We start from the raw sequence: 14,450 nt of genomic DNA, 5'->3' as shown, positions 1-14,450 counted from the left end.
ATTCCTGCATCGTCACGTCATGCCGATGTCATTGGCGTTGCCGACACTCCGGGGCTTCCCTCCTCCGAAGGTCCGGTCTCGATGCGAACGTCTGCGTGCTTTCCCCGTGTCTCGCTGCTTGCCCTGCTGATCGCCCCCGCACTGGACGCCCTGGCCGAAGCACCGCAGGGCGACGCGGCCGAAGCGCGCAGCAGCGATGCGCGAACCCTCGACCAGGTGCAGGTGATCGGCCAGGCCACCAGCTACGCCAAGACCTCGGTGCGTGCGGAAACGCTGAACCGTCAGACCGTGATGAGCAGCGTCAACGACGCACTCAACGAAGTGCCCGGCGTCGTGGTCAGCGAGGCCGATGCCACCGGTTCGTCGGTGTGGGGCACGCAGATCAGCATGCGTGGCTTCGTCACCAACCGTGATACCCAGCAGATCGGCACCACCATCGACGGCCTGCCCAACGGAGGCTCCGGCTACGGCGGCGGTTCGCTGGCCAACCGCTACATCGACACCCTCGATCTGGAAACGGTGGAAGTCAGCCAGGGCACCGCCGACATCTCCTCGCGCTCGAACGAAGCGCTGGGTGGCACGCTCAACTTCCTCACCAGCGATCCGCTGCAGGACAGCCGCCTGCGCTTCGTGGTCGGTGCCGGTGACAACGAAGCGCGCAAGTACTACGTGCGCTACGACACCGGCCTGCTCGGTGGCCATACACGCGCCTGGGTGAGTGCCTCTTCGGCCCGCGTGCATGACTGGATCGATGGCAGCGGCAAGACCAGCAACGACCACATCGCCGGCAAGTTCATCACCGAGCTGGACCGCTGGACGCTGACCGGCTACCTGTCCTACAACGATGCCGACGAGCCCGAGTACACCAGCGTCTCGCCGAAGGGCTTCGCCAGCAATCCGGATCGCGACAACCTAGTCGGCACCCTCACCGGCATTCCCTACCTGGACCAGAACTACCGTTCCGGCTCGCGTGCGCTGCGCGAGAACACCTTCGGCTACCTGCGCGCGGCCTTCGACGGCGGCAACGGCTTCAAGGCCTCGGTGGCGGCCTACGGGCACCGCATGGAAGGTCGTGGCGACTGGCTGCCACCGTACCTGGCACAGGTCAGCGATGATGGTGCCGGCCGCCCCGAGTCGGAGTACATCGGCGGAAAGACCGTGTATGGCGGCAGCAACCGCGGCCAGATCTTCTTCGTCAATCCCGACGGCAGCGCCGCGCAGCGCCTGGCCAGCTGCACGCCGCGGCTGGGCTTCACTGCCGAATACGATCCGAACTGCTATGCCGGCAACGTGCTGGGCGCGCAGTCGTATCGCCACACCCACTACGACAATGACCGCATGGGCGTGACCGCCGACGTCGAGTGGCGGCAGACCTTCGGTGCGGTCGACAACACGATCCGCGGCGGCCTGTGGGTGGAGAAGCTGGACCGCTCGGCCCGCCGCGACTGGCACCGCCTGCTCAACGTCGGCCAGGACATCGCCTTCGACCACCAGCCTTACTGGGTGCAGTTCGAGGACAAGTACAAGGTCGACGAGCAGATGTACTACGTCGAGGACGTGGCCCGCTTCGGCCCGTTCAGCGCACGCCTGGGCGTGAAGCAGTTCTTCGTCGACCAGTCGCGCCGCCGCGTGATCGGTGCCAGCGAGCACGTCAAATCCGATTCCAAGTCCGATCCGCTGCTGTCCACCGGCTTCACCTGGGCGCCCGGCGTGGAAGGCATGGAGCTGTTCGCTGGCTTCTCGCAGAACTTCGCCGCCATTCCCTCCGGCGTGCTCGGCGAGACCGACCCGCAGCGCTTCCGCAACGTCGAGCCGGAAACCGCCGACAACATCGAAGTGGGCATGCGCATCAGCCGCTGGCCACTGACCGCCTCGGTCACCCTGTACAACATCAAGTTCGACAACCGCATCGTCTACCTGCCGGCCGGTTTCGTCAGCGGCATCGACTACCTCGGCGAGACCGACGGCGTCTACGAGAACTTCGGCGGCGTGGAAAGCAACGGCCTGGAAGCGGCGTTCGGCTATGGCTGGGACAACGGCTGGCGCCTCAACGCCGCCTATACCTACAACCGCTCCAAGTACCTGGGCAGTGGCGATGCCGCACGTGATACCCAGTTGGGCATCGTCGACGGCGCCAAGGTGATCGGCCAGCCCGAACAGACCCTGGTCCTGTCGGCGGACTGGCAGGGTGAGAACTGGAACTTCGGCCTGTCCGGTCGCTACCTGGGCACGCGCTACCTCGATGCCGCCAACGTCAACAAGCTGCCTTCGGCCACCGTGTTCAACGCCAACATCGGCTTCGACCTGCAGGGCCTGTCGCCGCGCCTGAAGGGCATGGGCGCCAACCTGGTGGTGAGCAATCTGACCGACAAGCGGTATCTTGCAGGGGTGGACGGCCGCGACAACGCCTTCATCGGCGCCCCGCGCACCGTCGGCATCTCCTTCCGTGTGGACCTGTGAGTGAGCCCGTGACCGATATCGGCCGACGCCGGTTGTTGCAGGCCGGCGTTGCCGCTGGCCTTTCCCCGCTGCTGCCCAGCATCGCCCGGGCCGCAGCGATCGCCCCCGCCGCGCAGACGCGCAGCCTCGAAGACCTGCAGCACATCGTGGTGTTCATGCAGGAGAACCGCTCGTTCGACCACTACTTCGGCACGCTGCCGGGCGTGCGTGGTTTCGGCGATCGCTTCATCGCTCCGGCGCAGGCACTGCAGGCCGGCGGCCGCGCGCGCAGCCTATGGCTGCAACCCGATGCCAGCGGCAAGCGCGCGATCGCACCGTTCCCGCTGGATACCGCTGCGCACTTCGGCTACATGCGGGTGGAGGGCACGCCGCACACCTGGCCGGATGCACAGCGGGCCTGGGACCACGGACGCATGGGGCAGTGGCCGAAGGCCAAGCAGAACCACTCGATGGGCTACTTCCAGCGCAGCGACCTGCCCTTCCAGTTCGCCCTGGCCGATGCCTTCACCATCTGCGACGCCTACCACTGCGCGATGCAGGCCGGAACCAACCCGAACCGGGTGTTCCTGTGGACCGGCCACAATGATGCGCACGCGCGTGCCGGCGGCCCGGTGATCGCCAACTCGCACGACAACTTCCCCGAACAGGGCGGGCACCCGGCGTCGTACCGCTGGACCAGCTATGTCGAACGCCTGCAGAAGGCCGGTGTGTCCTGGCAGATCTACCAGGACATGGCCGACAACTTCACCGACAACCCGCTGGCCGGCTTCGAGGCTTTCCGCCAGGCCTACCGCGCTGCGCCGGGGCATGACCCGCAGCTGCGCGCACGCGGGGTCAGCACGCGTGGCCTGGCGCAGCTGCGCCAGGACGTGGTCGACGGACGCCTGCCGCAGGTCAGCTTCATCATCGCCGATGCGGCCGGCAGCGAGCATCCCGGCCCCTCCAGCCCGGCCCAGGGCGCGGCCTATACCGCGCGCGTGCTGGATGCACTGACCGCCGATCCGGAGGTGTGGAGCCGCACCGCCCTGCTGTTGATGTTCGACGAGAACGACGGCTTCTTCGACCATATGCCGCCACCGGCACCGCCTTCGCCCGTGGACGGCGGATGGGCGGGTGCGTCTTCGGTCAGCACCGAGGGCGAGTACCACCGCAATCCGGCGCCGGGCGACGAAAAGTACGACGCGGCCGAACTACGCGGCCGCCCGTATGGGCTGGGCCCGCGCGTGCCGCTGTACGTGATTTCGCCGTGGAGCCGAGGTGGCTGGGTCGATTCGCAGGTGTATGACCACACCTCGGTCATACGGCTGATCGAACGCCGCTTCGGCGTCGCCGCACCGGACATCTCGCCTTGGCGCCGTGCGGTCTGCGGGGACCTGAGCAACGCCTTCGACTTCGCCCAGCGCGATACCCGTCCGTTCGTACGCGGCCTGCCCGACGTGAGCGCCGTTGCCGCACGTGCTGCCGCCCTGCCTGGACGCACCGTGCCGGCGTTGCCGGACGGACTGAAGCCGGCGAAACAGGAAAGCGGCGTGCGCCCGGCGCGTGCCCTGCCCTACCGGCCGCAGGCATCGATTGCTGCGGTCGACGCCTCGGGTGTGGATCTGGCGCTGTCATGCGAAGGTGCGGCGGCGGTGTTGCATGTCTACGACCGGCTGCGGCTGGGTGCGGTGCCACGCCGCTATACGCTGCTGCCCGGTACGCCGCTGCGCGAGCGCTGGCCGCTGGACGCCCAGGGCCGCTATGACCTGTGGCTGCTCGGCCCGAACGGCTTCCACCGCCACTTCCAGGGAGCGGCCAAGGCAGCCGCCGTACAGGCTGCGGTCGAGCCTGCGGACGGCCAGCTGCGGCTGCACCTGCGCAATCTGGGTGACAGCGCGCAGCAACTGCGCGTGCATGCCGGTGCCTATGCCGGGCACATGCCCGAGCAGACGCTGGCACTGCCCGCGCATGCAGAGACTTCGTTGGCGTGGGATGCAACGCCTACCGCCGGCTGGTATGACCTGCAGGTCAGCGCGGGTGAGAGTGTGCTGCGCCTGGCGGGCCGCGCCGAGGATGGTCGCCCCGGCACCAGTGATCCGGCGATGGGCAGCGAACCACTGCGGTTCGAGCACGATTGAGTCGCCCCGCCGTTGTAGAGTCGAGCCATGCTCGACTGCTTTTCGATCGCTGTTCGATCATTGATCGGAAAAAGCAGTCGAGCATGGCTCGACTCTACAAGCCACTGGGCCGATCAGGCGTCCTGCAATCCCGGCCGGCCGTGCTCCACCGCGTAGCGCTTCCAGCTCTGCACGGTACCGTTCGGCCGCATCACGGAATCCAGCGTCTTCATATCGCCGATCCATGCATCACGGGTGACATCGCACAGCACATAGCCACGCTTGTCGGTGGTCGCCTTCAGGTAAGGGCTGTGCGCGAGCTGATTGCTGGCGTATGCGTCCACGCCCTGGCCGTCGGCGCCGGACGTGATCGAGGTGGCAAGGAACTCGCTGGAGACCACGCCCGAATCACGATGGTCCTGCACCAGGTCGCTGGCGTAATGCCGGTGTGCGTCGCCACAGGCGGTCACCACGTTGTCGAAGCCGACCTTCTGGATGTGGTCGAGCAGGCGCCGACGGCTGTCCAGATAACCCGACCACTGGTCATCGGACGACTGCACCACGCCGTCCTTCTCGCGCATGTAGTTGCCCAGCGCCACCTGGTGGGCGATGGTGTGCCAACGCGGCGCTACATCGGCCAGGCCGTCGAACAGCCAGCGCTCCTGCTTCGTACCCACAATGCTGCGCTGCGGTGATTCCACCTCCTCACGCAGCGCCATGTTCACCTGCTTGCTGCGGTACTGGCGTGTGTCGAGCAGGTGCAGGTCCATCAGCGTGCCGTAGCGTGCGCGCCGGTACAGCTGCATGTGGCCATCGCGCGGGAATGCCGAGCGACGCAGCGGCATGTTCTCGTAGTAGGCCTGGAACGCCTGCGCGCGGCGCAGCAGGAACACCTCGCTGGGCGTATCGTCCTGGTCTTCGGCACCGGCCCAGTTGTTGTCCACTTCATGGTCATCGAAGGTGACGAACCACGGTGCCGACGCATGTGCGGCCTGCAGGTCGGCATCGCTCTTGTACTGGGCGTAGCGGCGGCGGTAGTCGTCCAGCGTGTACGTCTGCGGCCCGACATGATTGCGCAGGTTGGTGAACGGCTGGCCGTTCATCTTCCGCAGGCCCGGCTGGCTTTCGCCTTCGTAGATGTAATCGCCGTAGTGGAAGACGAAGTCCAGCGGTTCCTCGGCGATGCGCCGCCACGCGGTGTAGTGGCCCTCTTCGTAGTGCTGGCAGCCAGCCACCGCGAAGCGCACCCGATCCACCGCCGACGTGGCCGCAGGCAACGTGCGCGTGCAACCCACCGCACTGGCATGGCCGCCCACCGTGAAGCGATACCAGTAGGGTCGGCCCGGTGCCAATCCTTCCAGCTCCACGTGGACGGCATGGCCCAGCTCAGGATGGGCCATCGCCGAACCCTGGCGCACCACCTTGCGCATGCGCTCGTCCGCGGCCAGCTGCCATTCGACCACCATCGGCCGGGTCGGCATGCCACCGCCGAACACCAGCGGTTCGGTCGCCAGCCGTGTCCACAGCACCATGCCATCGGCCGAAGGATCACCCGAGGCCACGCCCAGGGTGAACGGCGTGCTGGCGAACCGCGGCGAGGCCAGCAGGTTGCGCGGGTTCAGCGCGGTGGCATCGGTCTGTGCGGCCAGCGCGCGCGCCGTGCCCATCCAGGCGCCGGCAGCGGACAGGCCGGCCAGGGCCAGGAATCGCCTGCGATTGATTGTCTCCACGGCTGTGCCCTCAGTTGTAGATGATGTGGAAGTAGAAGAAGCGGCCGTAGTCGTCGATCTCGGTACGGAAGCGCCCGTTCGGACCGGTGCTGTAGGTCGGCTGCGCGTTGAACAGGTTCTTGGCCTCGTACTTCAGCGTCACGTGCCTGCTGACCTTGTGGCTGAAGGCCATGTTGAAGGTCATGTACGGGTCGTAGTACGAATCCAGCCACTGGGTATCGCCGAAGTCGACCAGCATCCGGCTGCGGTAGGTTCCGGACAGGCGCAGCTGCGCGCTCTTCCACGGCATGCGCCAGATCACCGAGCCATTGAGCGACCAGTCCGGCTGGTACAGCAGGCGATCCAGGCGGCGCTCGGTGCCATCGCTGATGCGGTAGTTGGTCTGGCCTTCCAGCCGCGTGGCATTGAAGTACATGTCGAAGCGCTGGCGGCCCCACTGCAGGTTGCGGTTGGCCACCGCGAACTCGACGCCGCGCAGCCTGGACTCATCGGTGTTCATCGGCTGGGTGACCCGGTAGCGCGTGTCACCCACGTTCTCGAACGTGGTCAGGGTGTAGATGTCGTCCTTGATCACCTTGTCGAACAGCGCGATCGAGACCAGGCCATTGTTGCCGTTGAAGTACAGGTCCCACGCCAGGTCGATGTTGGTGGAGCGCCGCGGCTGCAGGTTGGCATTGCCCTGCTTGATGGTGCAGAAGCCCCTGCCCTCCTCGTCATCGCCACAGCTGGTGGTGGTGGCCTGGGCGATGTTGCTTGGCGTCGGCCGGCCCAGCGTTCGGCTGGCGGAGAAGCGCAGGCGCTGGTCCTCGGTGAGCTTGAACGTCGCATTCAAGGACGGCAGCAGGTTGTTGTAGCCGCCGCTCGTCTTGCGGAAAGCCGAGGTATAGGTGGTGCCGCCATCGTCGCTGAACGGGCTGTACGCATCGAAGCGGGTGTGGTCGTAGCGCAGGCCACCGATCAGCAGCAACCGGTCCCAGGCATAGTGGGCAGAGGCATAGGCGTTGGTGATGTCCTCCACGTACCTGTAGTCACTGGTGAAGTTGGCATTCGGATAGGCCGCGTTGTTGCTGCCCAGCGTCGGCGCCAGCTCCTCGTTCCACTTGCGGTTGTCGATCAGCGGGAAGCCCGGCACGCTGCCCAGCAGGGTTGAACCCGGGTACAGGTAATCGTTGAGCGTCGCACTGCTCTTGTAGTAGTCGAAGTCGATGTCCTGCCAGATCTTCAGGTGACGGTACTCGGCGCCGGCGGCCAGGCCGAAGCCACGCGCGTCGGCATCGATGTTGTAGCTGAAGTCGGCGCGCAGATTGTCGATGCTCTCCTTGGCATCCCGCGGCGAGACATAGGCCTGTGCCGGGTTGAGCTTGAACGCCGAGCTGGTCAGCAGGCTGGAATCGGATACCGCCACCGCATTGGGAAAGCCATGGCTGTCATTCTCGTAGTCGACGAACAGGTTGCTCGGGTAGGCGCGTACCCCCCAGTAGACCTGGCTGTTGTGGAAGGTCTCTTCGGTGTGGCCACCGCGCAGGGTCAGCCGCGAGCGATCACCGATATCCCAGTTGAAGCTGGCGATGGCGCCGCGGTTGCTGCGGTCCCAGCGGTCGTGGCGGTTCTTGATGTAGATGCTGTTGATCTGGGCGGTGCCGCTGTCTTCGGTCTGGTTGCGGATCGGAAATTTGGCGTTGCCGTACAGATCGGTCTTGTTCATCGTCGAGTTCTCGTAGAACCGGTACGAGTACAGCAGCAGCGACGCGTAGAACGGATCGTCCGACGGCTTCCATTCCAGCTTGGCCGAGCCACCGAAGTTGGTGATGAAGTTGGTGTAGGTGCCGGTGCTGAAATTGCCAGGCGCACGCAGCCCGTTCCAGCCCTTCGCCTCGTCCGGCCCGGTGGTGCCGTCGGTGAGGTACTTGCCGGCGTCGTTGTAGTAATAATTCGACTCCACCCAGCGCTTGACGCTGTTGCGCGAACGCTGTTCATAGCGCGCCACCGCGACGATGCCGAATTCCTGGTCGGCACCAAACTGGTTGGAGAACACCATCTTGGCACTCTTGCCGAAGTGGCCCAGGGTCTGGTGGTTGCCACCGGCGCTGCGCTCGACATTGGTCTCGGCCGTGGAATAGATACCGGCCACATCGGCGAACACGTACTTTCCGGAACGGTCGAAGGCGCTGCGGCTGATGATGTCGATCACGCCGCCGATCGCATCCGGCGCCTGCTCGGCGCTGAAGCTCTTGTAGATGTCGGTACGGGTGCCGATGTCACTCGGAATCAGCTGCAGGTTGTTCATGCGCTCACCCGAGCCACTGCCACCCACGCTGGCAATCGCGATGCCATCGATGGTGGTGTAGTTGAGGTTGGCCTGCACGCCACGCACCGTCACGTAACGGGGCTCGCCGGCATCCTCCACCGCACTCAGGCCCGGCGCGGCCATCAGGCTTTCGGCCAGCGTCTCGTCGCCGTAGCTGTCCATCTCGTCGTAGACCACCGAATCCTTGATCACCGGCGAGGTCTTCTTCTGGTCGATCACCTCATGCGCGGCAATCACCTTCACCGTGCCCAGGGTCGGCGCCACCACCGCCTCGGCCTCGCGCGGCTTCGGCGCGGCCGGCTTCGGTTCGTTGCGTGCGGGCGCCGGATCGATGGCGATGACGTTGCCATCCATCACGGTGTAGCCCAGGCCGGTCCCTGCCAGCAGCGCGTCCAGTGCCTGCTTGACGGTGGCACCACGCGGCACCGCCCCGGCCATGTGCGCTTCACTGCTACCCGAATACAGGAACTGCACGCCGGAACTGCGCGACAACTGTTCCAGCGCACGCGCCAGCGGCTGCGCCGCGATCGGCGCCGACACGCGGGCCTCCAGGCCATCGACGGTAGCCGCAGACGCCAGCGGAACGCTGCAGGGAGACAGGGCGAGGATGATCGACAGGTAGAGCGTGTTGCGCATCACGGGTCCTTGGAAGAGAGAATGCAGCAGGTGCCGCTGTGCGGATCGTCAGCGGCTTCTCCCAAGTAAGAGCCCGCTTCCACCGAAGTGGAGAACGCGGATTCGATGAATCTTTTTTGACAGTGCGCGGCCACGTCGCCTTCAGCGACTGCCGACCCGCACCGTGTCGCCTTCGCGACGCACGACAAAGCGTGGATCGCGTTCGAGGAAGGCCTGCAGCGCGCTGATGCGATGCGCGTCCAGGCTGCCGGACAACCGCGCCGACGCCGCGCCTTCATCCAGCACCCGAACCTGCACCTGGTTGTGCCGATTGAAGGCGGCAGCCACCTCATCCAGTCGTTCGTCCAGGAAGGACACCTTGCGTTGCTGCCAGTCCAGCAGCATCGGCAGCGGCACATCCAGCGACTCCACGGCATGGCTGCGCGCGTCGACCTGCACGACCCGGCCTTCGCCCAACTGTGCAAGGCGCCGCGCGTCCGTGCCCTGGCTCCATACTTCCACCTCGCCGGAGACCACGCCGATGCGCGTACCCTGCAATCGCCGGGATACGTCGAACACGGTGCCAATGTCGCGGATCTGCAACCCGTTCACCTGCACTTCGAACGGGCGCCGATCGCGTGCGATGTCGAACGTTGCCTCGCCCTGCAGCAGTTCCGCCTTGCGGCTGAACCAGCCCATGCGTACCCGCAGTCGGCTGTCCGCATTGAGCCGTACCTGTGTCCGGTCGGGCAGCACCAGGTCACGCAGTTCACCGTGGTCGGCGCTGTACAGCTGTTCGGTGGGCATCAGCTGCGGAACCAGGCCCACGCCGAGCAGGGCGATACAGGCTGCGGCAGCCATCACCCACCTGCGCGTGCGGCGGCGCTGCGGCGCAGCGGGCGGCGCGGCGGATGCGCTACCGAACAGAGGCACCACTTTGGCCGCCGCCTGCCGTTGCGGCACCGGCGCCTCTTCAGGCAACGGCGATTGCAGTGCCTCGCCGACCTGCCGGTGCAGCGCAAGGGCGTGCATATAGGCGCGCACGTGTTCGGGCGAGCGCTTCATCCAGTCCAGGAACGCAACCCGCCCGGCCTCGTCCAGCGCTCCCTCGCGATTGCGCAGGAACCAGTCCATGGCCTCGCAGGCGATCGTATCGTCGGCCACGGGCGATGCGTTCCGGTTCATGTGTGCTCCCTGGCGCCCAGCGCCTTCCTGCAGGCCTCCAGCCCCTTGCCGATGTGCTTGCGCACCATGTGCACCGACACCTGCAGCTGCTGGCTGATGGCCGGGCAATCCAGCCCGTCGCGGTAGTGCAGCTCCATCACCCGCCGCGTGGTCGCCGGCTGTCGCGCGATGGTGGTGCGGATATCATTCCAGCGCTGCGCGCGCTCGAACTCGCCTTCGATGTCTTCTTCGCTCTTCAGCACTTCCGCCAGCAGATCAACGTCTTCCAGCGGCGGCAGCGACGACCGCGCGCGCGCGTGCTCGCGTGCCAGGTTGGCCGCGACCGTGAACAGGTAGGCCTCCGGGTTCTCGATCGCTGCGGCATTCTCGCCGGTGGTCCGCAGCAGCCGCAGGTACACCTCCTGCGCCAGGTCCTCGGCGTCTTCGCTGGCAGAACCGCGGCGCAGGAAGAAGCCACGCAGCAGCCGTCGGCGCAGCGCGTAGCTCTTCTCCCAGATCCTCACGCTGTTCACGGCCGGCCAACCACCCCGAGGCTGGAAAGGCCAGCAGGGTGACGGCCATCGATGACAGTGGCGTTGCAGCAGGCGGCCAGGCCAGGCACTCCCCGCCCAGCACATCCGTCCATGATACGGCGCACCGCACCAACCCTTGCTTGCCAGAGACCCAAGCCGGGCCCGCCTATCGAAGGCACGGGGCCAGGCCTACGCTTGCCTCCCCGGTGACCGCGACGGTCGCCCTTCGCGTTACGGCCCCGCCGTTGCGACTCCGCTCCAGTGCTGTGCGCCCTGCCGGTGTTGTCGCCCAGGCAGGAGTCCGACCGCGGCCCTCTGGAGACAGTCATGAACCAAGCCCTGATCCCCTTCGATACCGACCCACTGGAAACGCGGGAGTGGCGTGAATCTCTGGAGGCGGTGATGCAGGCCGGTGGCCGGCCACGCGCGCATTACCTGATCGACCAGCTCAGCGAGCTGGATGCGCAGCAGCACGGCGACCTGCATGCGCGCGCATGGACCGCCTACGTCAACACCATCCCGCCCGAGCGCCAGCCGGCCTACCCGGGTGACCTGGCCATCGAGCGCCGCCTGAACGCGATGATCCGCTGGAATGCGATGGTGATGGTGCTGCGCGCGGGCAAGCACTCCAACGTCGGTGGTCACATCGCCACCTACCAGTCAGCGGCGGTGCTGTACGACGTGGGCTTCGACCACTTCTTCCGTGGCCGTACCGACACCTTCGACGGCGACATGATCTACATCCAGGGCCATTCCGCGCCGGGCATTTACGGACGCGCGTACGTGGAAGGCCGCATCGATCCGGCACGGATGGACAACTTCCGCCGCGAAGCCGGCCGCGAAGGCCTGTCCTCGTACCCACACCCACGCCTGATGCCGGAGTTCTGGCAGTTCCCCACCGTGTCGATGGGCCTGGGCCCGCTGACCGCCGCCTACCAGGCGCGCTACATGCGTTACCTCGAGTACCGCGGCCTGAAGCAGCACCAGGGCCGCAAGGTCTGGGCCTTCCTCGGCGACGGCGAGATGGACCAGCCCGAATCGCTGGCGGCGATCTCGCTGGCCGGCCGCGAGCGGCTGGACAACATCGTGTTCGTGGTCAACTGCAACCTGCAGCGCCTGGACGGTCCGGTGCGCGGCAACGCCAAGGTCATCCAGGAGCTGGAAGGCACCTTCCGGGCGGCCGGCTGGAACGTGATCAAGCTGATCTGGGGCAGCGGCTGGGACGACCTGCTGGCCCGCGACCACAGCGGCCTGCTGCGCCAGCGCATGATGGAATGCGTGGACGGCGACTACCAGACCTTCAAGTCGCAGAACGGCGCCTACGTGCGCGAGCATTTCTTCGGCCGCTACCCCGAACTGCTGGCGCTGGTCGCGCACATGAGCGACGACGACATCTGGGCGCTCGCACGTGGTGGCCATGATCCGCAGAAGGTGTTCGCCGCCTACCAGCAGGCGGTGGACACCAGCGGCCGGCCGACGGTGATCCTGGCCAAGACGGTCAAGGGTTTCGGCATGGGCGAAGCCGGCGAAGGCCAGAACATCAACCACCAGCTGAAGAAGATGAGCGCCGATGCGGTGCGCGCCTTCCGCGACCGCTTCAACCTGCCGGTCAGCGACGAGCAGCTGGAGGAGATGCCATACCTGCGTCCAGAACCGGGCAGCGCCGAAGCCATCTACTTTGCCGAGCGCCGCCGCATCCAGGGCGGACAGCTGCCGGCGCGCCTGGCCAAGGTCGATCCGCTGCCGCTGCCGCCGCTGTCGATCTTCAGCAGCCAGCTGCAGGGCAGCGGTGATCGTGGCCAGTCCACCACCATGGGTTTCGTGCGCATCCTCACCCGCCTGCTGAAGGACCCGGAACTGGGCAGGCTGGTCATTCCGATCGTGCCCGATGAATCGCGCACCTTTGGCATGGAAGGCCTGTTCCGCCAGATCGGCATCCACTCCTACCTGGGCCAGCTGTATACCCCGCAGGACGCCGGCCAGCTGAGTTACTACAAGGAAGCCAAGGACGGCCAGATCCTGCAGGAAGGCATCAACGAATCCGGAGCGATCTGTTCGTGGATCGCCGCCGGTACCGCCTACAGCAACCACGGCCTGGCGACGATTCCGTTCTATATCTTCTACTCGATGTTTGGCCTGCAGCGCGTGGGTGACCTTGCCTGGGCCGCTGCCGACGCGCGCACCCGCGGCTTCCTGCTCGGTGCCACGTCGGGCCGCACCACGCTGATGGGCGAAGGCCTGCAGCACGATGACGGCCACAGCCACGTGCTGTCGTCAGTGATTCCGAGCTGCGTGTCCTACGACCCGACCTACAACTACGAGCTGGCAGTGATCATCCACGACGGCCTGCGCCGCATGTACGTCGATCAGGAAGACATCTACTACTACATCACCGTACTCAACGAGAACTACCCGCAGCCGGCACTGCCCGAGGGCGCCGAGGCCGGCATCCTGAAGGGCCTGTACCTGCTGCGCCCTGCAGCCGCCGACAGCACCTCGCAGCCACGCGTGCAGCTGATGGGCAGCGGTTCGATCCTGCGCGAAGTGGAAGCGGCGGCCGTGCTGCTGCAACAGGACTTCGGTGTCGCCAGCGATGTCTGGAGCGCGACCAGCCTGACCGAACTGCGCCGCGACGGCCTCGCCGCCGAACGCTGGAACCTGCTGCATCCGACCGAGAAACCGCGCGTACCCTACGTGCAACACTGCCTGCTGGGCCACGAAGGGCCTGTGGTGGTGGCCACCGACTACATGAAGATCGTCGGCGACCAGATCCGTCCCTTCATCAACGACCGCCGCTTCACCGCATTGGGAACCGATGGCTTCGGCCGCTCCGACTCGCGTGAATCGCTGCGCACCTTCTTCGAAGTGGATCGCCACTTCATCGTGCTGGCCGCCCTGAAGTCGCTGGCCGATGAAGGCCGCATCGAGCGCTCGCGGATGCAGCACGCCATCGACATGTACGGCATCGACACCGGCAAGCGCGATCCGGCCGCCGTGTAAGGCCGCTGCGTTCACCACGCCCGTTCGGCGGGCGTGGTGAATGCAGCATCGCTACGGCATGCGCTTGAACAGGTTGGTCTGCAGGATCGGCGTACCGTCGTGACCGTAGAACGCCTTGGTCTCGGTCATCGTCGCTTGGTCATCCGCCACCGTGTAGATGCGGGTGGAGGCCGGCGTGCCATGGTCCACCAGCTGCATCACCAGCGTGTTCGGTGCAGGCAGTTTCAGGTTGGCCTTGTCCGCGCCATAGGTGCCGGACAGGGCGCCCGGCGTGCCATCCAGGGCCAGCGTGCCGTCGGATTTCATGGTCTTGCCGTCGTGCAGGACGATGTCCACGTGTGAACTCCAACGCCCGGCACCGGCGTCCTTGAACTCCAGAACCACCTGCTTCGGGCGCTGCGCCTCGGGCAGCGCTGATGTGGTGATATCCAGCGACCAGCGCCCCAGCAGCGGTGAGGGCGGGGCCTCCACTGCCAGCGCCGGAACGGCGGAAAGTGAAAGCGCAGACAACAACACAGCGGACAACAGCTTCATGGGGTGCTCC

8 protein-coding genes are annotated in these 14,450 nt (G+C 66.2%); 3 read left to right on the top strand and 5 right to left on the bottom strand.

All coding sequences use genetic code 11. From position 1 onward, the window contains the following. Positions 1-81: 81 nt before the first annotated feature. Both AB1281_RS06190 and AB1281_RS06185 read left to right on the top strand, forming a co-directional pair. Positions 82-2,460: a TonB-dependent receptor gene (locus AB1281_RS06190; protein ID WP_430345319.1), complete on the top strand. Its 2,379-nt coding sequence runs from the start codon at positions 82-84 to the stop codon at positions 2,458-2,460. An 8-nt stretch (positions 2,461-2,468) separates the two neighbouring features. Further along, positions 2,469-4,577, top strand: coding sequence for a phosphocholine-specific phospholipase C (locus tag AB1281_RS06185; RefSeq protein ID WP_430345318.1), 2,109 nt, complete (start codon positions 2,469-2,471; stop codon positions 4,575-4,577). Positions 4,578-4,690: 113 nt separating this feature from the next. On the opposite strand, the gene AB1281_RS06180 is transcribed toward AB1281_RS06185, so the two are convergent. The 4 genes from AB1281_RS06180 to AB1281_RS06165 form a co-directional block, all read right to left on the bottom strand. Then, on the bottom strand, positions 4,691-6,286 hold the full coding sequence (locus AB1281_RS06180) for an alkaline phosphatase D family protein (RefSeq protein ID WP_430345317.1): 1,596 nt from the start codon (positions 6,284-6,286) through the stop codon (positions 4,691-4,693). Between the two features lie 10 nt (positions 6,287-6,296). Continuing rightward, complete coding sequence (locus AB1281_RS06175) at positions 6,297-9,230, bottom strand: TonB-dependent receptor (protein WP_430345316.1); 2,934 nt, start codon at positions 9,228-9,230, stop codon at positions 6,297-6,299. Between the two features lie 141 nt (positions 9,231-9,371). After that, entirely contained in the window at positions 9,372-10,394 is a 1,023-nt protein-coding gene (locus tag AB1281_RS06170; RefSeq protein ID WP_430345315.1) for a FecR family protein, read from the bottom strand. Beyond that, positions 10,391-10,906 carry an RNA polymerase sigma factor gene (locus tag AB1281_RS06165; RefSeq protein ID WP_049445649.1) on the bottom strand — a complete coding sequence of 172 codons (516 nt, stop codon included), beginning with the start codon at positions 10,904-10,906 and terminating at the stop codon, positions 10,391-10,393. The genes AB1281_RS06170 and AB1281_RS06165 overlap by 4 nt, the downstream gene beginning before the upstream one ends. Positions 10,907-11,233: 327 nt before the next feature. Between AB1281_RS06165 and aceE the strand changes: the two genes are divergently transcribed. Beyond that, complete coding sequence (gene aceE, locus AB1281_RS06160) at positions 11,234-13,906, top strand: pyruvate dehydrogenase (acetyl-transferring), homodimeric type (protein ID WP_430345314.1); 2,673 nt, start codon at positions 11,234-11,236, stop codon at positions 13,904-13,906. Positions 13,907-13,957: 51 nt separating this feature from the next. Here aceE and AB1281_RS06155 read toward each other — a convergent pair whose 3' ends face one another. Beyond that, positions 13,958-14,440 (bottom strand): LuxR family transcriptional regulator, encoded by a 483-nt coding sequence (locus AB1281_RS06155; RefSeq protein ID WP_430345313.1) that lies wholly within the window; start codon positions 14,438-14,440, stop codon positions 13,958-13,960. Between the last annotated feature and the right edge of the window lie 10 nt (positions 14,441-14,450).

Source organism: Stenotrophomonas sp. NRRL B-14846, assembly GCF_050473585.1.
Taxonomy (GTDB): Bacteria; Pseudomonadota; Gammaproteobacteria; order Xanthomonadales; family Xanthomonadaceae; genus Stenotrophomonas.
The sequence above is the reverse complement of the archived record's forward strand: the minus strand, read 5'-3'. Positions and strand labels throughout refer to the sequence as shown.

Coding starts and splice junctions, on each gene's coding strand:
- AB1281_RS06175 (WP_430345316.1), bottom strand. CDS start 9,230: ATGCGCAACACGCTCTACCTGTCGATCATCCTCGCCCTGTCTCCCTGC.
- AB1281_RS06190 (WP_430345319.1), top strand. CDS start 82: ATGCGAACGTCTGCGTGCTTTCCCCGTGTCTCGCTGCTTGCCCTGCTG.
- AB1281_RS06155 (WP_430345313.1), bottom strand. CDS start 14,440: ATGAAGCTGTTGTCCGCTGTGTTGTTGTCTGCGCTTTCACTTTCCGCC.
- AB1281_RS06170 (WP_430345315.1), bottom strand. CDS start 10,394: ATGAACCGGAACGCATCGCCCGTGGCCGACGATACGATCGCCTGCGAG.
- aceE (WP_430345314.1), top strand. CDS start 11,234: ATGAACCAAGCCCTGATCCCCTTCGATACCGACCCACTGGAAACGCGG.